This window comes from Anaerotignum neopropionicum (assembly GCF_001571775.1).
Lineage (GTDB): Bacteria > Bacillota > Clostridia > Lachnospirales > Anaerotignaceae > Chakrabartyella > Chakrabartyella neopropionicum.
This window is the reverse complement of record NZ_LRVM01000012.1, coordinates 19247-39173: the sequence shown is the minus strand read 5'-3', so window position 1 is coordinate 39173 and position 19927 is coordinate 19247. Positions and strand designations below refer to the sequence as shown.

Sequence of the window (19927 nt, the reverse complement as noted above, 5' to 3'; positions counted from 1 at the left end):
ATACAGCATATTCGAGGTATTTTTAAGTTAGGGAAACGCTGATTCATTCTGTGCGCACATCTAATCGGTAAATTTTCCTCTTGGACGGCATCATAAAGCCTTGCAATAGCGTTGCTATTGCTGTGTTTTTTTCTTGCTAATTGAAAAATTTTCTCAACCATCTGCACATCCTCCATTAAATCAGCGTTTCCTCAGGAATTCTTAAAATAAATAGTTCTGCTTTTAACAGTTTTTTAATAATTTCCAAAAAAACATATCCCCTTTTAGGGTTGTTCAACCTTTGGTTTTATGCTATACTTTATGATGCATTATAAAAGAAAAACACGAAATATGAAATATTTGTTCATATTTTTTTAAAATTTCGTATGAAAGGAAGATACGTTAATGATTTGGCTCAATAACGTAACCAAAACATATCCCAATGGCTCTCGTGGCGTGGAAAATTTAAATTTACATATTGAAAAGGGAGATTTTGTATTTATCGTAGGCTCCAGTGGTTCGGGTAAATCTACCTTAATCAAACTTCTTTTAAAGGAATTGGAACCCACAACTGGAGATATTATAATTAACCGTGTGAAGACAAATGAATTAAGCAGCAATCAAATTCCCTATCTTCGTCGTAACTTGGGCGTGGTTTTTCAGGATTTTAGACTGTTGCCCAATAAAACAGTGTATGAAAATGTTGCATTTGCAATGCGTGTGATAGAGGCGCCGAACCGCATTATTCGTCGAAATGTGCCGGCGGTGTTGGCTTTGGTTGGCCTTGGAAAAAAGGGGAGAAGCTACCCCAATCAGCTTTCCGGCGGAGAGCAGCAGAGAACTGCTCTGGCAAGGGCGATTGTAAATAACCCGCCCATTTTAATTTGCGATGAGCCTACGGGAAACCTGGATCCTGAAACGGCTTGGGGCATCATGCAGCTTTTAGATGATATCAATAAACGAGGAACTACAATTGTAATGGCAACCCATGCAAGGGATATTGTTGATGATATGCAAAAAAGGGTTGTTACTTTAAAGCAAGGGAACATTGTTCGAGATATTAAAAAAGGTGGTTATTGTGATGAGGCCTAGTACAATTAAATATTTTTTAAGAGAAGGCCTTAGCGGATTAAAGAAAAACCTGTTGATGACAATGGCATCTATTATAGCAGTTATGGCTTGTATCTCTATCATGTCCTTTTCTTATTGTGTTGCATCTAATTTACAGCATATATTACAGCAGATGGAGGATTCCATCGGCATTTCTGTTTTCTTAGGCGGAAGTCCAACCAGTCAGGAAATTGAGGATATGAAAACGAAAATTTCTGAAATTGATCATGTTTTAGAGGTTCGCTATATCTCGCCCGGTGATGCATTAGAGGAACTGAAGACAGACTGGGGGGCTGACGAGGATATTTTTGAAGGGTTGGATGAAACCAATAACCCATTATCCCATTCGTTTCAAATAACTTTGGATAAGATTGAAAGCCAGGATACTGTGCTGCAAGCCTTAAAAGGAATTGATGGCATAGATAATATTCGCCATGGTCAAACAGAAACAGAGCTGATTATGAAAGCGAACAAAGTGTTTAAAATAGCCGGGTTTTTGGTAATGCTGATTCTTGGTGTGATTTCCATCATGATTATTATGAATACCATTCGAATTTCTGTTGTAAACAGACGAGTTGAGATTAATATCATGAAATATGTTGGCGCCACCGACTGGTTTATTCGATGGCCATTTATCATTGAGGGTGTAATTATTGGTGTGGTAGGTGCATTGCTCCCATTGCTATTGGGTATACCGATTTATGCAAAAATAATTAGCTCCATATATAACTATTTCCCTGTCATAAAAATAATTCAATTTAGACTTGTTGGGGATGTTTTTGTTGTACTGTTCCCTGTTGCTTTGGCTTTTGGTGTTCTTTTGGGAATCATTGGAAGCGTCACATCCATTCGCAAGCATTTACGCGTATAAATATTAGTAACCATCCTGTGGGAAAGGCGTTTTGAGAGGCGGATCGGGGCAATGTATTTGCCAGGTGCCTTTCAAAAGTGTAACTTTTTGCAGGATGGTTTTTTACAAAGAGCGTTACGGTATGTTTTTCATCTGGTATTCATAGTATAAAAGAAAGTCGTAAGAAATCGAGGCGAGTAATTTGAATAAAAGGGATTTTTGGAAGGGATTTGTTGCTGCAATCGCAGTGATGGTGGCGTGCATTTTGATTTGGAGAACTGCATTGGTTCAACAATGGATACCTTGGCAGTATCTTCCTTTTGATGTGGGCATGACAAAATCGGCAAAAATCGGTTTAATAGAGGACTTCTTAGACAAATATTATGTGGACGAATTTGATAAGGAAATAATTGATGAAGGAATGTATGCAGGTATGGTGGCTGGCGTTGGTGACAGGTATACATATTATATGACTGCCGATTATTTAAATCAGTTTTTAAGGAGTAATAATGGGCATTTTGAGGGTATCGGTGTAAAGGTATATCAAACGGAAGACGGAGAGGTCACGGTGTATTCGTTGATGGACGATTACCCTGCCCAGCGCGCAGGGATTCTGGAGGGAGACGTTATTACAAAAATTGATGGCGTGAACCTTTCTGGACTTACCTTAAATGAAATTGCCGACAAAATGCGCGGGCCCATAGGGAGCACAGTGGAAATTGATGTTTTCCGCTCCAGCGCAGGAAAGCAGTATTCATTTACCATTGAACGGGAGGATATTATTGAGAAAAGCGTTGAAGGCAGAATGCTGGATGACGAGAAGGGTTATATTCGTATCAGCAGCTTTAAGGAAAATACCTATGATCAATTTATGGAAACCTTGAAGGATTTGCAAGCGCAGGGCATGAAGGGCTTGGTTTTGGATTTGAGAAACAATCTGGGTGGTCTGGTTCGAATTGTTTATCGCATAGGCGATGAGCTTTTGCCCCAGGGAGTTATGGTTTACACGGAGGATAAGGCGGGAAAACGGGAGGAGCTTATTTGTGATGACAAATATATAGACATTCCCATGGTTGTTTTGGTAAACGGAAACAGTGCCAGTTCCTCTGAAATTTTTGCGGGGGCAGCAAAGGATAAGGGGGCGGCTACCTTAGTGGGAACGCAGACATTTGGCAAGGGCTTGGTGCAACGGCTATTTACTCTACCTGATGGCTCCGGCTTAAACATTACAATTCAAAAATACTATACACCAAATGGCATCTCTATTCATGGTACGGGAATTGCACCTGATGATGTGGTTGAATTGCCGGAAGGCTATGTGGATGGGGATCAAATTCCTGAGGAGAAGGACACTCAATTAAAAGAAGGAATTCGTATTTTACAGGATAAAATGTAAATAAAAAGTAATTTTAAAGTATTTTTTGCAAAAACATCTTTTCAGATTAGATGGTTTCCAGTATACTTAAAGAAAATGGGATTATAGAAAACAAAGGAGCGTCACGATGTTCAACTTTATGAGTTTTGGCGAAAACATAGGAATCGACTTGGGCACAGCGAGCGTATTGGTTTATATTAAAGGGCAAGGGATTGTAATTCGGGAACCTTCCGTAGTTGCTATTGATAAAGACACGAATAGCATTATGGCTGTTGGGGAGGAAGCAAGGCGAATGCTGGGCAGAACACCCGGAAATATTGTTGCAATTCGTCCGTTAAGAGAAGGTGTTATTTCAAACTATGATGTGACGGAAAAAATGCTGCAATATTTCATAGAAAAGGCCCTAGGGAAACGTTCTTTTGTAAAACCCACCATTGCCGTTTGTGTGCCTAGCAGTGTGACTGAGGTAGAGATGCGTGCGGTGGAAGATGCAACAAGGCAGGCCGGAGCAAGACGTGTTCATATTATTGAGGAACCTATTGCAGCAGCCATTGGTTCTGGCATTGATATTTCAAGAGCGTGCGGAAGCATGGTGGTAGATATCGGCGGTGGAACAACGGATGTTGCAGTAATTTCTTTGGGTGGAGCGGTAGTAAGCCACTCGTTGAAGGTTGCCGGCGATAATTTTGACGAGGCGATTATTCGTTACATGAGAAAGAAGCATAATATTTTAATCGGTGAGCGTACTGCGGAAGAACTTAAAATCGAAATCGGTACTGTTTTTGAACGTTCGATGCCGGTGAGTATGGATGTTAGAGGGCGTAATTTAATTACGGGTCTGCCTAAAAATATTACGGTAACTTCAGATGAGATGCTGGATGCGTTGCTCGAATCCGCCTTGGCAATTACGGATGCAGTGCACAGTGTTTTGGAACGAACACCACCTGAATTGGCAGCGGATATTTATGAGCGTGGAATTGTTATGACTGGCGGCGGCAGCTTATTATATGGTTTGGATAAATTAATACAAACCAAGACCGGTGTCAATGCAATGGTAGCTGAGGATGCTGTAAGCTGTGTGGCAATTGGAACAGGACGCTATATTGAGTATATGGCCGATAATACAGCTGAAGAGAAAAAAGGAAGAACCGGTTTTTTTTCAAAACGATAAAATGATGCAGTTATAGAGCTTATTTCTATAACTGCATCTTATTTTTGTAGAAATCATAACGGGATATGAAAAAAATGGCTGGCTTCTTATCAAACAACAATGGGTTAAAATGAAGCGTGCAAAGGGGCGTATTTAAGGGTGAAAATAAAATTAGTGAAAATGCTCAATAAATACGAAAATTTTAATGGTTATTTAGAGAATTTTTAGATGAATAAGTCGCAAAACGTCAAAAAAAATATAAAACGTTTTTTTGCATAATTTATGACGGGAAAATTTGTGTAAAAATAAAGATAAAACTTCAAAAAAATGCTACACAAAAATTAAAAACGTGCTATAATAAAATCGTAAAACAGGTGATAGATGGTTTATTGATCAAATAATTCGGAAAATTACCTTGTTTTTTATGAAAAGATGCCTCAAGGGCGAGGTGCTTTTAAAGGGTTTGTGTCAAAATAAGGTTAAAGAAAAGACAAAATGTAGGAGGCAATGAGTTTATGAACGCTTATATGGCAAGTGTAATTGAACAGGTTAAAAAACGCAATGCTGGGGAACCAGAGTTCATCCAGACAGTAGAAGAGGTTTTTCATTCTATTGAGAAGGTTGTGGAAACACATCCTGAGTATGAAAAAACAGGTTTACTGGAAAGATTGGTAGAGCCCGAAAGAGGTATTTCTTTTAGAGTAACATGGGTTGATGATGCTGGCAAGGTGCAGGTTAACCGTGGTTTCAGAGTACAATTTAGCAGTGCAATTGGACCTTACAAAGGCGGTCTTCGTTTCCATCCCTCCGTATATATCGGTATCATCAAGTTCCTTGGTTTTGAACAAATTTTCAAAAACAGCTTGACTGGATTACCTATTGGTGGCGGTAAAGGTGGTTCTGACTTCGATCCTAGAGGCAAGAGCGACATGGAAATCATGAGATTCTGCCAGGCTTTCATGACAGAGCTTTACAGACACATTGGTCCTGATGTAGACGTACCTGCTGGTGATATCGGTGTTGGCGGCAGAGAAATCGGTTTCCTATATGGACAGTACAAGAGAATTAAAGGTGTTTGGGAAAACGGCGTTCTTACAGGCAAAAATCTTGAATTTGGTGGTTCTTTAATCAGACCAGAAGCGACAGGCTTTGGCGCTACTTATTATGTAAATGAAGTTTTGACTCACTTGGGCGATACAATGAAGGGCAAGACAGTTGCAATCTCCGGTTTCGGTAACGTTGCTTGGGGTGTTTGCCAGAAGGTAACTGAATTGGGCGGTAAGGTTGTTACAATTTCCGGTCCTGACGGCTATGTATATGATCCTGATGGTGTTGTTACGGAAGAGAAAATTGAATATTTAGTTGAAATGAGACTTTCCGGCCGTGACCGTGTACAGGATTACGCTGATAAATTTGGTTGCAAATTTGTTCCTAAGACAAAGCCTTGGGAAGTAAAAGTTGATATCTGTATGCCTTGTGCAACACAGAACGAAATCAACATGGACGAAGCACAGAAAATTATTAACAATGGTACAAAATACTATATTGAAGTTGCTAACATGCCTACTACAAACGAAGCATTGGCATTTATTCAGGGCAAGGGCTTAGTTGTTGGTCCTTCCAAAGCAGTTAACGCTGGTGGTGTTGCAGTTTCCGCATTGGAAATGGCTCAAAACTCCATGAGATACAACTGGTCATCTGAAGAAGTTGATGCCAAATTGAAAGGTATTATGAAAAATATTCATGCTGTATCTGTGGAAGCAGCTGAAGAATACGGTTTGGGTTATGACTTGGTAGCTGGTGCTAACATTGCTGGGTTCAAGAAGGTTGCTGCAGCGATGATGGCTCAGGGCTTAGTATAATAAATGGGGCTTGATTGAGATGCCAAGGACGTCATCTCAACGGAAGATGTTTAAAAATCAGTCTCATTAAGGGTTGAGCTGATTGGGGAAAGATGAAAAAATAGGTTGATTCCTAATAGAGTACACCCCTGCAATTTTGCAGGGGTGTTTTTAGTGTATTCATTATGGACGAAAGGGAAATTTTAATGGATTTTTTATGCGAAAAATAATTCAGGGTGAAGAAGGCTTGGGGAAAATTCTGAAAAAATGCATAAAAATGCATCGTAGCAATAATTAGCAATGCTGTTTTACCCCAAAAATATGGTTCGTAATTCAATAAAAATTGAAACAAAGAAGTAATTACAGCTAAAAAATTTCAATCATGATTACTAAAATAAGTTAAAAATAAAAGGGGTATAAGATAATATTAAGAAATTAAAAATAGGCTTAGAGATTGACGTATTGAAAAGCAAAAAAATACAGAATGCATAATAGTCGAGGGATAAAAATAATTAAAGTGTAATATTTTGTTTGAAATGCAGAAAAAATTAAAAACAAAAAAGTGAGCACAGCCCACTTTTTTAAGTAAAAACTTATTCGGGTTTGATTGCGCCTGTAGGACAAGCACCAACACATGTACCACAATCAATGCATTCAGCAGCTTTGATTTCAAAAACGCCACCAGCTTCAACGATGCAGCTAGTAGGACATTCGCCAGCGCAAGCGCCACAACCGATACATTCAGGTCCGATTATGTGAGCCATTAAAAACACCTCCTTCTTCATTCTACAAAGCTTATTGTATATCAAAATAATATATTGTGCAAGGAGTATTTCGGATTTTTTAAAGAAAAAACATACAAAGTGTAAATTTATACAAAAAACTGAATGATATAATTCGTTGGCTTAACAATCATTCGTTATTTTCTTAGAAGTATAAAAAAAGAAAATGATAGCGGTAGAAATACTGAAGGCCAATGCCTTCGCTTGTTGCTTTTATCAAAGAAAACTTTCGCAAAATTAAGCTGAGGAAAAAATATTTCGACTTTCTTCCTAATTAATGCTTAATGCGAAGAAAAGATAGCAAAAAAAAATTTGGATTTTCTTACTTTGTTTCCCTTAAGCAACTGAATGTTTAAAAGGAAAGTTATTGCAAGGCTTGGTTATTGTTAAAATATAAATTTAACAAAGAAAAAATTGAATTCTGTCGAATAGTATGCTATGCTAATACGAAACGTAAAAACAGGGGGGAACAAAGAATGCATTGCAGCTTTAAAACGAAAGGGGTTTGCGCCTCAAGTCTTGAGTTTGATGTGGAAGATGGTGTAGTGAAAAATGTTTCTTTTCTTGGCGGATGTGATGGTAACCATAAGGGGCTGGCGGCTTTGGCAGAAGGGATGACACCAGATGAGGCTGCAAAAAGATTAAAGGGTATTACTTGCGGGATGAGAAATAGCAGCTGTCCAGACCAGCTATCATTGGTTTTGGAAGAATTTATGAAAAATCAATAATGATTTTAATTTATAGCAAAAATCTTAGGTTTCTTACAAAAAAGCCGTGTTTTCCATGAATTATTGTTGACACTTTTAATGACTTGTGTTATTCTAATGTGGAAGACGCAGGTCTTTTTTTTATGTACAAAAAAATATCATCAGCAATGGAGGTGGAACTCTTGAGAACTAGGATTACCTTAGCCTGCACAGAGTGCAAACAGAGAAATTACAGCACTACCAAGGACAAGAAAACTATGCCTGACAGAATGGAAATTAAAAAGTATTGTAAGTTCTGTAAATCCCATACATTACACAAAGAAACAAAGTAAGTAGGGACAATTCCGAAAAAGGAAGTGAACGTATGGAAGAAAATCAAATCACAAACCAAACGAATGAAACAAAGCAAGCAAAGCCTAAACAAGTAAAGAAAAACAAAGACAGAGATGGCTTCGCAGACTACAAGGCGGAATTTAAAAAAATTATTTGGCCTGGTCGTTCTGAAATTGCGAAGAAAACGTTTACCGTTATTGTTACTTCCCTAATTCTCGGTGTTATCATTTTCTGTATGGATTCGGTTTTTTCAGCCGGATACAGTGCGATTATCGGGCTTATGGGTTAAGACAAATCGAGTAGAAAAAGGATGGTATTATGTCTGAAGAAATCAACAAGCCAGAAAAAGTCAATACATCTGCCGATACAAGATGGTATGTTGTTCATACCTATTCAGGATATGAAAACAAAGTAAAAGCCAATATTGAAAAAACGGTCGAAAACAGAGGAATGCAGGATCAAATTCACGAAATCAGCGTGCCTTTGCAGGATGTTATTGAAATAAAAGATGGACAGAAAAAAACTGTTCAGCGAAAAGTATTTCCAGGCTATGTGCTGATTAAAATGATCATGAACGACGAAACATGGTATGTAGTCAGAAACACAAGAGGCGTGACAAGTTTTGTGGGTCCCGGTTCTAAGCCAGTACCATTGACCGATATTGAAGTTCGTACCATGGGTATTGGCGGAGAGGTGGAAAATCTGGATGTGGCACTGGGCGATTCCGTTCGTGTTATCTCTGGGCCTTTTGCGGATTCTGTTGGTCAGATCAAAGAGATCAATACCAATAAGAAAATCGTTGTGGTCAGTCTTTCCATCTTCGGCAGAGAGACCCCGGTTGAGCTTGATTTCACTCAGATCGACAAGATTTAAAGTCAACGTTTCATAAAGGCGGCAAGTTCGCTAAGTGGGAGGGAAAATCCCCGCTAATTACCACATTTATAGGAGGTGCCAATCATGGCAAAGAAAGTAACAGGTTATATCAAATTACAAATTCCAGCAGCGAAGGCAACACCCGCTCCTCCTGTTGGTCCTGCTTTAGGTCAGCATGGTGTAAACATCATGGGCTTTTGTAAAGAGTTTAATGAAAGAACAGCTTCACAGGCAGGCTTAATTATTCCTGTTGTTATTACTGTATATCAGGATAGAAGTTATACTTTCATTACAAAAACACCCCCGGCTGCAGTTCTTTTGAAGAAGGCTTGCGGTATTGAATCCGGTTCCGGTGTTCCTAACAAAACAAAAGTTTCTAAAATTTCCAAAGCAAAGGTTATGGAAATTGCAGAATTAAAAATGCCCGATTTAAATGCAGCCAATATTGATACTGCTTATAGCATGATTTGCGGTACAGCAAGAAGTATGGGTATCGTTGTAGAAGAATAATAGCCGACTGATTTGAAGGCAGAAGTGGGAGGGAATTCTCCCGATATTACCACATAAGGAGGTCACGAAAGTGAAAAGAGGAAAAAAATATAACGAGGTTGTTAAGCTCGTTGACAAGGCAATGCTTTACGATGCAAATGATGCAATCGATTTGGTGCAGAAAACTTCTGTTACAAAGTTCGATGCAACTGTAGAAGCACATATTCGTTTGGGTGTTGACAGCAGACATGCTGATCAGCAGGTTCGTGGTGCCGTTGTTCTTCCACACGGTACAGGCAAAACAGTTCGTGTATTGGTATTCGCAAAGGGTGATAAGGCAGAAGAAGCTTTAGCAGCCGGCGCAGATTTCGTTGGAGCAGAAGATTTGATCCCCAAAATTCAGAATGAAAACTGGTTTGGTTTCGATGTTGCTGTTGCAACACCTGATATGATGGGTGTTGTTGGTCGTTTGGGTCGTGTATTGGGTCCTAAAGGTTTAATGCCTAACCCCAAAGCAGGCACTGTAACTATGGATGTTACAAAGGCCATTAATGACATTAAAGCAGGTAAGATTGAATACCGTTTGGATAAGACAAATATCATTCATGTTCCCGTAGGCAAGGTATCTTTTGGTTCCGAGAAGCTGGAACAAAACTTCCAGACGCTGATGAGTGCTATCATAAAAGCAAAACCTTCAGCAGCAAAGGGTCAGTATTTGAAGAGTGTTGTTTTATCAACAACAATGGGCCCTGGTGTAAAGGTTAACCCTGCGAAAATTTCTGAGTAATCTCAAAGAAAAATCTTGACGGAAACGAGTTTATCTTATATAATAAAAAAGTTGAGAAGAAAAAATCGAAAAAGCCGTAGACAGCAGGTGCATTTATTTGCGTAAGTCCTGCCGAGGAGATTGCTGAAATTGAGCTATAAGCCTCTTTGTCTATGTGCAAAGAGGCTTTCTTTATTGATAAAGGATTTAAGGAGGTGTAAATATGGCAAAGATTGAACAAAAGCAGGCTATCGTAAATGAAATTAAGGAAAAGATGGAAAATGCGGCTTCCGTAGTTATGGTAGATGCTAGAGGCTTGACAGTAGAACAGGATACAGTTCTTAGAAAACAGCTGAGAGAAGCAGGTGTTGACTATAAAGTTTATAAAAACACAATGGTGCACTTTGCAATTCAGGGCACACAGTTTGAAGGATTAGATCAATATCTGTCCGGACCCAGTGCATTTGCGTTCAGCTACGAAGATGCTACAACAGCAGCGAGCATCTTAAATAAAATTGCAAAAGACGTAAAGGCTTTGGAATTCAAAGCAGGCGTTGTTGAAGGCGTTGTTTATAATGCAGAAGGCATGAAGCTTGTTGCAGACATCCCTTCCAGAGAAGTATTGCTTTCCAAGCTGTTGGGCAGCTTCAAGAGCCCAATGTCCTCTTTCGCACGCGTTATCGATCAGATCGCAAAGAAAGATGCAGCAGCAGAATAATTTTTGCAAGGACGAAATAAACGTTTTGGTAAGTTAAAATGAGAATATATTAAATTTAATCGGAGGTGCTTTAAAATGGCAAAATTAACAATTGAAGAAATCATTGCAGCTGTAAAAGAACTTACAGTATTAGAATTGAACGACTTGGTAAAGGCAGCAGAAGAAGAATTTGGCGTATCCGCAGCAGCAGGTGTAGCAGTAGTAGCTGGCCCAGCAGCAGCAGCAGAAGAAAAGACAGAATTCGACGTTGAATTGACAGAAGTTGGCGCAGAAAAGATCAAGGTTATCAAGGTTGTTCGTGAAGTAACAGGTCTTGGCTTGAAGGAAGCTAAGGAAGCTGTAGACGGCGCTCCTAAGGTTCTGAAAGAACAAGTTTCCAAAGAAGAAGCTGATTCCATCAAAGCTAAGTTGGAAGAAGTTGGCGCAAAGGTTACATTGAAGTAATTAAAAGTCAGATAAAAACCCCTAAAACATTATGTTTTAGGGGTTTTTTTGAGGTACTTCCCTATCGTTTGAAATCGCTGTATATTTCCCCCTTTCTTTCGTATAGTTAATATAATCTGTTATGGTCTTAGATGTAACTGTACTGTAGAATTTAATAATTTTTCTGTACAACAAAAAGTTTTAATATTTCTCATAGCTTTTGAATGTTTTATTAGGCAAGCACTGACTCATTTTGTGTGAATATCTAATCGGTAAATTTTTCGTTTGCACATCGTCTAAAAGCCTCGCAATAGCGTTGCAATTTCTACATTTTTTTCCTTGTTAAACAAAAAAATTCTTCGACTATCTTCCCACCCTCCATTAAATCAACACTTTCTTAGACAATCTTTTCGTATTGCAGTAAATTAAAGAATCCTCAATCTGTAAAAATATTTGAAAAAATATAAAAGAAACCTTCTGATTTGCTAGAATTTACTACCTAACCAATCAAAAGGTTAATAGGCTTATCGCTTAAATATTAGCAGGTATTTGATGGGTGATATTGCACAAAACTATAGAACTTTTCACATGTTAGTAGGCGTGACAATTTTTAAAAACCTTGTAAAATCAACGATCAACCCGCTTTTTGTTCCAAACGCAATCTATCAGCAATCAATGCGATAAACTCGCTGTTAGTAGGCTTGCCTTTGTGGTTGTTCACGGTATAACCAAACAAGGCATCAATAGCATCAACCTTGCCGCGATTCCAAGCCACTTCGATGGCATGTCGAATTGCGCGCTCAACGCGTGAAGGCGTTGTATTGCACTTCTTTGCAATGGAGGGATACAGCTCTTTTGTGATATAGTTTAAAACGTCCATATCGTTTACGCTCATAATAATCGCTTCTCTCATATAATGATAGCCGCGGATATGGGCAGGAACGCCGATTTCATGTAAAATGTTAGTAACCTTTGTTTCCAGATCATAGGCCATGGTAGGCTGGGACTGATGAAAGGCGGAACTGCCGCTTTTAATCATGGGCTTTTCCTGTAATAATTGTCTAATACGCTGGGTTAATGCATCCATATCAAAGGGCTTTACCATATAGTAGGAAGCACCTAAGTCCAAGGCTTTTTGTACAATTTTGTCTTGTGATAGGGCAGATAGTATGATTGTTACTGGTTGATGAATGTCACTGTTTTTCTGCAATCTTTCCAAAACCCCAATTCCATCCAGACGAGGCATGATACCATCAATAATTGCCACATCCGGCGCCGTTTCTCTGATCTTGTTCATTGCATCAATACCGTCAACGGCGACTGCGACAACAGTCATGTCCTCCTGTTTGTTCAGGTGACTTGCGATTACATCGCAAAAATCCTTATTATCATCAGCCAACAGCACTTTTATTTTATTTTGATTCAAAATGATCCCTCCGATTGTTGTTTAATGAATGAATATGCAAATATTACTTGCTTTTGGGATGATTATAGTACAGGAATAAACTGGTGACAAGGTGGTTTCGCCAGACAAATTCGGACTAAAATCTTAACAATTTTGTAAAAAGTTGCATCGTTTTCACTAGGAAATATTGCCCATAAGGTTTTATGGGGATTCATGGGAGAGGGAAATGGAGGAAATGAAAAAAAATGACGGCTTTTGTGGTGGAAAATTTGGAGTTTTTCTTGTCGAGTTTTTCATTTTTCTTAGATTCTTTAAATAAATTGCTAAAATAGTTAAAAACAAGAATTAATTTTTGAAAAGCGGAGTTGTTTTTTCTGAAGAAGAATTAATAAAAAAATAACTTAAATATTTGAAATTTTATGAGCCATTAAGGATTTTATGGTGAAAAATAAAAAAATGATAAGAAAAAAAGTGAATTATAAAGAATAATTATGCAAAAAACGCAAATTAAAAAATAATATTTGGATTTCTCTGGTTTTGTTAGAAAAAAAACCCCATGAATATAGATAGGAAAACGGCTATAAAAAATGTCTTTTTTATAGCCGTTTTGTGTGTTTTAAGCTTAAAATGCGTTATAAAGCTTTTGGTAAATTACATCTGTTAAGGCTGCAAATTCCTCAATACCCAAGGCTTCTCCGCGAATACGTTCATCCCAGCCCAAGGATACAATAATAGAAGTCAGTTCTTCTTTGGATAGGTTCAGTTTTCCAAGATTAAACAAGCAATTAAGCAAGGTTTTCCTGCGCTGGCCAAAAGCGCTTTTCACTAAATGGAAAAATAGGGCCTCATCCTTAGTTTTTACCTTGCGTTCAGGCAGTACTTGTAAGGTAATCACCGCAGAGGCAACCTTGGGGCGGGGCATAAAGCAAGAAGGTTGCACAATCATGTCCAAGTGCGCATCACAATAATACTGCACAGCTATGGATAATGCACCATATTCCTTTTCCTTTGGGCTTGCCTGCATACGTTCGGCAACCTCTTTTTGTACCATAACTGTGATGGTGTCAATATGACGTTCCTTTTCCAGCAAATCCATAATAATTGGGGTGGTAATATAATAAGGCAGATTTGCAACTACCTTGATCGGCTTTCCGCTGTTTTTTTCCTCAATGATTGCATCAATATCGGCTTTCAGAATATCTTGATTTAAAATTTCAATATTGTCGTAGCCATTTAAGGTTTGATTTAAAATTGGAATCAGCGAGGAATCAATTTCAACGGCAACAACTTCTCTTGCAGTTTCTGCCAAAACCTGGGTTAAAGAGCCGATTCCAGGGCCGATTTCCAAAACACAGTCTTCTTTTGTGATGCCTGCGCAATGTGCAATGTTTTCTAATATATTGGAATCTATGAGAAAGTTTTGTCCAAAATTTTTTTTGAAGAAAAAACCATTTTCCTCAATAATTTGTTTCGTTTTTGAAGGGGTGGAAATTCGTTCAGTCATGTTTGCCTCCTTTTATGCACCATAGCCTAAGCTGCCCAATAAGCCAAAGGACAGTATAGAAACAATAATTCCGGCAGTAAGTACACCGAGTACGATGACAGGAAAGGTCTTTTTTGGGTTTAAATTTAACAAAACACTAATTAAAGCACCCATCCAAGCACCTGTACCGGGCAGAGGAACGGCTACGAAAAGAAACACGCCCCAATACTCATATTTTCTAATTTGATCGCTTTTTTTATCCGCTTTTTTTTCGCACCACGCAACAAAAGCACGCAAAGGGGTTTTTTTCAACACTTTAAAAATATAACGGATAAAAAGTAATATAAACGGAATCGGCAATAAATTTCCAATAAACGCAATAATAAAAGTAGGCAGCCAATTCATTTGCAGAGCAAACCCAGCAATGATACCGCCTCTTAGTTCCAGAATTGGAAGCATAGATACAATGAAAACAATAAATTCTCTTGCAAAAGAACTTTGCAGGTTTGTAACAAACCAGTTTGTAATTGTTTCAGCCAATAGAATTCCCCCTGAAAAAGAGCATGGAGCAAAACTCCATGCTGATTTTTGTTGCCTTGAAACTTTATTATATACTAATATGCTTTTTGAAACAACAACTAGGCGCAAAAAAATAAAAAACTTTTCTTTTTGATAGTTTTGAAGTTTTGAGTTGAAAATGAACCCTCTTTGTGGTTATAATGTAGAAGAGGAATTTGTTTGCTTGTTTTGAAAGAGGAAATTGTATTTATTGTATTCATATGTGGCGGGGTATATCATTTTTTATATAACGAAAGGGTGGAAGGTTTGACAGAGGAATTAAGAGCCCAATTAATGGGCGTTAAATTAACAAAAAAAGAAAAATTAATTTCTGAGTTTATATTGGATAATTTTGCTGAGTCGTGCTTTATTACTTCTACCGAAATAGCAAAAAGATTACATGTGAGCGATTCATCAGTGATTCGCTTTACACGAACACTAGGATATTCAGGCTTTATGGATTTTCAAAAAAGCATCAGAAAAACTTATACAGAAAGAATTAATAGTGTATCCGATAATATTACCGTTCCTTCGGAAAGGTTAAAATTATCCATTAGCAAGCTAGGGCAAAGTGACATTGTTGAGAGCTATTTTGCCAATGTGCTGCAAAATATGAAATATTGCGTCAATCATAATGATACCCTTGCTTTTGAACGGGCAGCAGGGTTGATTGCAGGAAGTAAGCGGAAGTTTATTGTTACTTCCAGAGCAAACTCTTGCATTGGCGATATGATGCTGTTGTTGCTGAAACATTTGTTAACGGATGTTTATGAAACCTCTCATCCTGCGCTGAATGTCATTGACCATTTATGCGATATTACGGAAAATGATTGCATCGTTGCGGTTAGCTTCCCTAGATATTCAGAAATGGATTTATTGGCGGCGCAAATGGCATATGATGCCGGGGCAAAAATTATTTTGATTACAGATAAGGCTAGCTCGCCCTTAGCCCAGTATGCAACACAGCTATTAACGGTAAGTGTTGACAGTAATACATTTTTCAACTCCTATGTAGGAGTGTTATTTACCATGGAGTTGTTGTGCTCATTCATTAGCAGAAAGATGGGCTATTCCACAGAAGCGAAATTACAGCTGATTGATAAATATATTTCCAAGGTTGGCTTATTCTAACGCCATTTTTGGGAAAATGCAATAAAAGCAAGTATTTTTTATAATGTAAATGGAGTGGGGGCCTATAAAAATAGGACCCCATTTTTTCATGTAAATTTATATGATTTTACATAATATTTCGGACTTGAAAGAACTTCCCTTCATTAGAATTGTTTTGTTCAAGAAAATCCAAGTTTGATAGGATTAATACCTATGATTGACATATTCATCAATTACAGATGTTCGGCTTTCCTCACAAAAAACGCCTTCTTCTCGCAACAGCTTTAAAATTAAGGGGCTGGTAGAATGGAGAATAATATTTTCTTCTTCAATCACAATTTCAAAAAGCCGACCTTTTAGGTATTTGCTATGCATCTTGATAAAATATGCCTTGGCACCCTTATAGTCTAACATTCGTAAAACCGCAAGGGTGGCTCGATCTTTTTTATTATAATAGTAGTTGCTTTGCTGCAAAAAATCGTGCTTCAGCTCATAATCCATATCTCTGGTGGTACTGATTTGCTTTTGCTCCTTGGCCAAAGCGTTATAATACTGATAGTTAAACAACGCCTTTTCAACGGTGTCTATATTTTCAAAAGGGCCGATATTTCCATATACAACAGCTTCATAATTTTTTTGAAGATATTCCCTTTTGGTCATATCACCTTTCCGATATTGATCAATTAAGTTTTGTCGGTATCTGAAGTATTTTTGAATTGCATTCATTGTTTGCCTCGCTTCCATCCATTCCCTATGGCATTGTTGGCTTTTATCCTGTTACAATGGTAAAAGAATAATTAGGGAGAGGATATATATGCAGACTTTTTTAGATTTTTATCAGAGGGAGATTCAGCCCAAAATTGCGGCTATAGATATTTTTTTAAAAACAGAGCCTCAGCCTTATGAACAGGAACAGGTTTCAAAGCTTTTATCTTTATCAACAGAGGAATTAACAGAAATATTAGAGAAAGAAAAGCTTGCTGTCTTAACAAAAGGTACGTTTTTTCACTTAATGCAGATTGCACCGTCTACTATTTGTAAGATGTTTCGCAGGGAGATTTCCTGCGGATTGGCAGCAACCTATTCTCCGAAAGATATTTCTTACATATACGATCTGTCACTGAAGGATGTTCAAGAAGCTGCTGAAAAGCTAGGGAAAACCCAATTTTCCTCGGCAGAACTGTCCCTGCTTTTTGGGGAAATATTCATATCTGATAAACAATATCGGCTGTAAGCTTTTCGGCCGCTTCTTTGCCTGCGAAAATTTCAGCCAGCTTGAGGGAAAAAGGGATTGCTGTGCCCGGGCCACGGGAGGTAATGATGTTTCCGTCAACACATACTTGATTTTTGGAGGGCGTTGCACCGATGAGTTTATTTTCCATGCCAGGATATATGGTTGCGGTTTTGCCGGTCAAAAGATTAAGCTCGCCTAAAATAAGGGGAGCGGCGCAAATGGCACAAACGGGCTTTCTGGCATTGTTGTAGTTTTGGATTAATCCACACAGGCCTTGATGTGCCAAAAGATTTAATGTGCCGGGCATTCCGCCGGGCAAAACAATGCCATCAGCCATGGCTTCTGCTGCCTCATCAAACAAAAGGTCGGCAGTATAAAGAATATTGTGAGCACCTTTCACTTGCAATGTAGATCCTGTGGATACAAATTTTGCATTGACACCGACGCGGCGCAATAAATCTAAGGGGGTTACAGCTTCCATTTCTTCAAAACCCTCAGCAAGAAAAATATAAACAGTCTTCAAGTTCATCGCCTCCTGATTTGTTTTCTTTGGTTTTTGATCTTAACAGCTTTATTATATTTCAAAATCAGAAAATTATCAACAATGCCCTTGACAGGGTTATGCCATGGGATTATGCTGATTAAAAACATTTGGAGGGAGATTGCTTGGAAATTGAAAAAAAATTTTTAACCAAGGAAATTCCTTTTTCCTTGGATGGATTTATTTGTAAGCAGATTCAACAAGCTTATGTATCCTATCAACCCACCATTCGTATACGCAAAAGCGATGAGCAATACTATTTGACGGTTAAGGGAAAGGGACATATGGCAAGGGAAGAATTTGAATTGTTGATTAGCCAGAAGGAGTATGATGGCTTGCACGCAAAAATTGAGGGGAACGAGGTTAGGAAAAAGCGGTATCTTATACCCTTAGAAAGCGGTTATACAGCTGAGCTTGATTTGTATGAAGGGGAATTGGAGGGCTTATTGACTACGGAGGTGGAATTTCCAACCTTGGCGGCGGCAGAAGCATTTATTGCGCCCCAATGGTTTGGAGAGGATGTTTCTAAAGATAAGCGCTACAAAAATACATCCCTTTCTCTTTATGGCAAGCCGAAAGAGCTAGGGGCGAAGTGATTAATTTCGTGGGTACAGCTACAGCTTGGGAAATTTCCTCTTGGACTGGGTGAAAAAGTATTGCAATAGCGCTGTAATTGCTGTTCTTTTTTCTTGCCAAACGAAAAATTTTTTGTACCATCTGTAGGTCTTTGTTTAAATCAGCGTTTCCTTAAAAAAAGCATCCTTAAAGATGCTTTTTTTGTTCTTTTTCTTTCCTCTTATTCATAAATTATAGCGATGGACAAGAGACAAGTGAAGGGGAGAGGCCGAGTATGTATAATAGAAGATATGATAAGGTATTTCTTATGCTCAGACAAGAAACAGCAGGGTATAGCATGGGGCAAAGAGCACCTTGGGGCAGCTGCACAATGGAAATTAAAAACGGAACCGGAAGAATCAGCTTGACGGTGCAAGGCTTACGCCCGATGCACCGAGGCAGATATGCAGTGTATGCCATTGCTGGGGCGGAGGAAAAGCAAAACAACTTTTTCTGCGGTGTATTGACGCCGGACAGTGCGGGGCATGGCGAGCTGAAGTGGGATTTCAATCCCGATGGAATAGGGGATATGCGGACAACGGCAGAAGAGCTGAACACGGTTGCGGTTTTGGCGGAAGCCGACGGAAGCTTTTCAGCACCACTGACAGCATATTTTGCAAGCAAAGTGGATTGGCGTACATATTTTAAAAGTGCGGACAAGAAAAAGGAGAGGCAAACAGAATTGCCAAAGCCAAAGGAAATGCCAAAGGAAATGCAAAAGGTGAAGGAAATGCCAAAGGCAAAAGAAGACAAGTTAGAATTGCCAAAAGGAAAACAATCCGTGCAAGAACCTCCTTTGGTTGCGGCGGAGGCAATGGCCGCGGAGATGCCTGCCTTTGAGCTGCCTAAAATCAACTCGAAAAAGGCAGTACCAAAAGACGAAATGGCAAAGCCAAAGGAAGAAAAGAAGGAAGGCTATCAAGGCAGTTTTCGTGGATTGCTGGAAAAATTCCGTCATGAGCTGGAGGAACTGCAGGATGCCGGGGTTTTTACAGACAAGGAAATGGAGCGGATTGAACGGGCAGGTCGAAGAAATTTGCAAAACATAGGGGAACAGGGGAATGACAATACAGCTTCAGTTGTCATGGATCTGAAAAAAGATGATGCAGGAAAAATTGAAGCTGATAGTATTGAAAAAACCGCTATTTATGAAAAAGAAATTGATCAAGAAAATGAAAGTGCAATCAGAGATGCTTTTTTGAGGAAATATAAGCTGCTAAAAGAAAACACGGATATTTTTCCCTTTGGCGATGAAGCGGTTGGGTGGAAATGCATTTCTTTAGAGGAAATGGTGCTTTTGGAGGATATTCCTTTGTGCTGGATGAAGGATTTCTTTCTACTATGCTCCATGAAAAAATATCATCATCTAATTTGGAAACCCCAAGCAAAGGGGTACCTCCTTGGGGTGCCCGGTGTGAATTCAGCTGCAGAGCGTGCCAAAGCAGAACAACTAGGCTTTCAGGAGTTTCAAAAGATGGAGGATGGCGCCCTTGGCTATTGGATTTTTACAAAGAAATAGGGGTTGCCTTTGGGAGCTTTCAATAGTATGATACCTTTATGAGATTTTGTTTGATTAAAGGAGTGT

The 19927-nt window shown here is 38.7% G+C and carries 23 protein-coding genes and 1 other annotated feature; of the genes, 17 read left to right on the top strand and 6 right to left on the bottom strand.

Translation table 11 applies throughout. The features are described 5' to 3' along the window. Positions 1–384: 384 nt before the first annotated feature. From ftsE to gdhA, 5 genes are all read left to right on the top strand, one after another. On the top strand, positions 385–1071 hold the full coding sequence (gene ftsE / locus CLNEO_RS13480) for a cell division ATP-binding protein FtsE (protein WP_066090172.1): 687 nt from the start codon (positions 385–387) through the stop codon (positions 1069–1071). Further along, on the top strand, positions 1061–1960 hold the full coding sequence (ftsX, locus tag CLNEO_RS13475; protein ID WP_066090170.1) for a permease-like cell division protein FtsX: 900 nt from the start codon (positions 1061–1063) through the stop codon (positions 1958–1960). The genes ftsE and ftsX overlap by 11 nt, the downstream gene beginning before the upstream one ends. 181 nt (positions 1961–2141) lie before the next feature. Further along, entirely contained in the window at positions 2142–3335 is a 1194-nt protein-coding gene (locus tag CLNEO_RS13470) for a S41 family peptidase (RefSeq protein WP_083532035.1), read from the top strand. Positions 3336–3441: 106 nt separating this feature from the next. Further along, the gene (gene mreB / locus CLNEO_RS13465) at positions 3442–4485 is read left to right on the top strand and encodes a rod shape-determining protein MreB (protein WP_242864219.1); all 1044 of its coding nucleotides are present in this window, start codon (positions 3442–3444) and stop codon (positions 4483–4485) included. A gap of 494 nt (positions 4486–4979) precedes the next feature. Further along, positions 4980–6326: an NADP-specific glutamate dehydrogenase gene (gdhA, locus tag CLNEO_RS13460; RefSeq protein ID WP_066090167.1), complete on the top strand. Its 1347-nt coding sequence runs from the start codon at positions 4980–4982 to the stop codon at positions 6324–6326. A 572-nt stretch (positions 6327–6898) separates the two neighbouring features. Here gdhA and CLNEO_RS13455 read toward each other — a convergent pair. Further along, positions 6899–7069, bottom strand: a complete 171-nt coding sequence (locus CLNEO_RS13455; protein WP_066090165.1) for a DUF362 domain-containing protein — start codon at positions 7067–7069, stop codon at positions 6899–6901. 494 nt (positions 7070–7563) lie between these two features. Between CLNEO_RS13455 and CLNEO_RS13450 the strand changes: the two genes are divergently transcribed. From CLNEO_RS13450 to rplL, 8 genes are all read left to right on the top strand, one after another. Further along, positions 7564–7815: a TIGR03905 family TSCPD domain-containing protein gene (locus tag CLNEO_RS13450; protein ID WP_066090162.1), complete on the top strand. Its 252-nt coding sequence runs from the start codon at positions 7564–7566 to the stop codon at positions 7813–7815. Between the two features lie 161 nt (positions 7816–7976). Continuing rightward, positions 7977–8126 carry a 50S ribosomal protein L33 gene (rpmG, locus tag CLNEO_RS15520; RefSeq protein ID WP_083532034.1) on the top strand — a complete coding sequence of 50 codons (150 nt, stop codon included), beginning with the start codon at positions 7977–7979 and terminating at the stop codon, positions 8124–8126. A 32-nt stretch (positions 8127–8158) separates the two neighbouring features. Continuing rightward, positions 8159–8416 (top strand): preprotein translocase subunit SecE, encoded by a 258-nt coding sequence (gene secE / locus CLNEO_RS13445; RefSeq protein WP_066090159.1) that lies wholly within the window; start codon positions 8159–8161, stop codon positions 8414–8416. Positions 8417–8445: 29 nt separating this feature from the next. Beyond that, the gene (gene nusG / locus CLNEO_RS13440) at positions 8446–9000 is read left to right on the top strand and encodes a transcription termination/antitermination protein NusG (protein WP_066090157.1); all 555 of its coding nucleotides are present in this window, start codon (positions 8446–8448) and stop codon (positions 8998–9000) included. Positions 9001–9084: 84 nt separating this feature from the next. Next, positions 9085–9510 carry a 50S ribosomal protein L11 gene (gene rplK / locus CLNEO_RS13435; RefSeq protein ID WP_066090155.1) on the top strand — a complete coding sequence of 142 codons (426 nt, stop codon included), beginning with the start codon at positions 9085–9087 and terminating at the stop codon, positions 9508–9510. Positions 9511–9580: 70 nt separating this feature from the next. Further along, on the top strand, positions 9581–10276 hold the full coding sequence (gene rplA / locus CLNEO_RS13430) for a 50S ribosomal protein L1 (protein ID WP_083532033.1): 696 nt from the start codon (positions 9581–9583) through the stop codon (positions 10274–10276). A gap of 56 nt (positions 10277–10332) precedes the next feature. After that, positions 10333–10457, top strand: a sequence feature (ribosomal protein L10 leader region). Positions 10458–10478: 21 nt separating this feature from the next. After that, positions 10479–10973: a 50S ribosomal protein L10 gene (rplJ, locus tag CLNEO_RS13425; RefSeq protein WP_066090151.1), complete on the top strand. Its 495-nt coding sequence runs from the start codon at positions 10479–10481 to the stop codon at positions 10971–10973. A 75-nt stretch (positions 10974–11048) separates the two neighbouring features. Continuing rightward, on the top strand, positions 11049–11417 hold the full coding sequence (rplL, locus tag CLNEO_RS13420) for a 50S ribosomal protein L7/L12 (protein ID WP_066090148.1): 369 nt from the start codon (positions 11049–11051) through the stop codon (positions 11415–11417). 613 nt (positions 11418–12030) lie between these two features. On the opposite strand, the gene spo0A is transcribed toward rplL, so the two are convergent. The 3 genes from spo0A to CLNEO_RS13405 form a co-directional block, all read right to left on the bottom strand. Continuing rightward, entirely contained in the window at positions 12031–12822 is a 792-nt protein-coding gene (gene spo0A, locus CLNEO_RS13415; protein ID WP_066090145.1) for a sporulation transcription factor Spo0A, read from the bottom strand. A 601-nt stretch (positions 12823–13423) separates the two neighbouring features. Further along, positions 13424–14305, bottom strand: coding sequence for a 16S rRNA (adenine(1518)-N(6)/adenine(1519)-N(6))-dimethyltransferase RsmA (gene rsmA / locus CLNEO_RS13410; RefSeq protein WP_066090143.1), 882 nt, complete (start codon positions 14303–14305; stop codon positions 13424–13426). A 12-nt stretch (positions 14306–14317) separates the two neighbouring features. Further along, on the bottom strand, positions 14318–14824 hold the full coding sequence (locus CLNEO_RS13405) for a COG2426 family protein (RefSeq protein WP_066090141.1): 507 nt from the start codon (positions 14822–14824) through the stop codon (positions 14318–14320). 198 nt (positions 14825–15022) lie between these two features. Between CLNEO_RS13405 and CLNEO_RS13400 the strand changes: the two genes are divergently transcribed. Continuing rightward, positions 15023–15973 (top strand): MurR/RpiR family transcriptional regulator, encoded by a 951-nt coding sequence (locus CLNEO_RS13400; protein WP_242864218.1) that lies wholly within the window; start codon positions 15023–15025, stop codon positions 15971–15973. Between the two features lie 183 nt (positions 15974–16156). On the opposite strand, the gene CLNEO_RS13395 is transcribed toward CLNEO_RS13400, so the two are convergent. Beyond that, the gene (locus tag CLNEO_RS13395) at positions 16157–16678 is read right to left on the bottom strand and encodes a DUF6648 family protein (protein ID WP_083532032.1); all 522 of its coding nucleotides are present in this window, start codon (positions 16676–16678) and stop codon (positions 16157–16159) included. A gap of 88 nt (positions 16679–16766) precedes the next feature. Between CLNEO_RS13395 and CLNEO_RS13390 the strand changes: the two genes are divergently transcribed. After that, entirely contained in the window at positions 16767–17186 is a 420-nt protein-coding gene (locus tag CLNEO_RS13390; RefSeq protein WP_066090136.1) for a hypothetical protein, read from the top strand. Here the strand turns inward: CLNEO_RS13390 and CLNEO_RS13385 are convergent. Then, positions 17158–17709 carry a DJ-1 family glyoxalase III gene (locus CLNEO_RS13385; RefSeq protein WP_096348816.1) on the bottom strand — a complete coding sequence of 184 codons (552 nt, stop codon included), beginning with the start codon at positions 17707–17709 and terminating at the stop codon, positions 17158–17160. The genes CLNEO_RS13390 and CLNEO_RS13385 overlap by 29 nt on opposite strands. Before the next feature lie 143 nt (positions 17710–17852). Here CLNEO_RS13385 and CLNEO_RS13380 point away from each other — a divergent pair, with 143 nt between their 5' ends. Both CLNEO_RS13380 and CLNEO_RS13375 read left to right on the top strand, forming a co-directional pair. Continuing rightward, a complete protein-coding gene (locus CLNEO_RS13380; protein WP_066090131.1) occupies positions 17853–18323 on the top strand; it encodes a CYTH domain-containing protein in 471 nt (156 codons plus the stop codon). 254 nt (positions 18324–18577) lie between these two features. After that, positions 18578–19861 carry a hypothetical protein gene (locus CLNEO_RS13375; protein WP_066090128.1) on the top strand — a complete coding sequence of 428 codons (1284 nt, stop codon included), beginning with the start codon at positions 18578–18580 and terminating at the stop codon, positions 19859–19861. The last annotated feature ends 66 nt before the right edge of the window (positions 19862–19927 follow it).

Excerpts from the sequence above, each read along its gene's own strand:
- ftsE (WP_066090172.1), top strand. The coding sequence starts at position 385 with ATGATTTGGCTCAATAACGTAACCAAAACATATCCCAATGGCTCTCGT.
- ftsX (WP_066090170.1), top strand. The coding sequence starts at position 1,061 with ATGAGGCCTAGTACAATTAAATATTTTTTAAGAGAAGGCCTTAGCGGA.
- mreB (WP_242864219.1), top strand. The coding sequence starts at position 3,442 with ATGTTCAACTTTATGAGTTTTGGCGAAAACATAGGAATCGACTTGGGC.
- gdhA (WP_066090167.1), top strand. The coding sequence starts at position 4,980 with ATGAACGCTTATATGGCAAGTGTAATTGAACAGGTTAAAAAACGCAAT.
- CLNEO_RS13455 (WP_066090165.1), bottom strand. The coding sequence starts at position 7,069 with ATGGCTCACATAATCGGACCTGAATGTATCGGTTGTGGCGCTTGCGCT.
- CLNEO_RS13450 (WP_066090162.1), top strand. The coding sequence starts at position 7,564 with ATGCATTGCAGCTTTAAAACGAAAGGGGTTTGCGCCTCAAGTCTTGAG.
- secE (WP_066090159.1), top strand. The coding sequence starts at position 8,159 with ATGGAAGAAAATCAAATCACAAACCAAACGAATGAAACAAAGCAAGCA.
- nusG (WP_066090157.1), top strand. The coding sequence starts at position 8,446 with ATGTCTGAAGAAATCAACAAGCCAGAAAAAGTCAATACATCTGCCGAT.
- rplK (WP_066090155.1), top strand. The coding sequence starts at position 9,085 with ATGGCAAAGAAAGTAACAGGTTATATCAAATTACAAATTCCAGCAGCG.
- rplJ (WP_066090151.1), top strand. The coding sequence starts at position 10,479 with ATGGCAAAGATTGAACAAAAGCAGGCTATCGTAAATGAAATTAAGGAA.
- rplL (WP_066090148.1), top strand. The coding sequence starts at position 11,049 with ATGGCAAAATTAACAATTGAAGAAATCATTGCAGCTGTAAAAGAACTT.
- rsmA (WP_066090143.1), bottom strand. The coding sequence starts at position 14,305 with ATGACTGAACGAATTTCCACCCCTTCAAAAACGAAACAAATTATTGAG.
- CLNEO_RS13395 (WP_083532032.1), bottom strand. The coding sequence starts at position 16,678 with ATGAATGCAATTCAAAAATACTTCAGATACCGACAAAACTTAATTGAT.
- CLNEO_RS13390 (WP_066090136.1), top strand. The coding sequence starts at position 16,767 with ATGCAGACTTTTTTAGATTTTTATCAGAGGGAGATTCAGCCCAAAATT.
- CLNEO_RS13375 (WP_066090128.1), top strand. The coding sequence starts at position 18,578 with ATGTATAATAGAAGATATGATAAGGTATTTCTTATGCTCAGACAAGAA.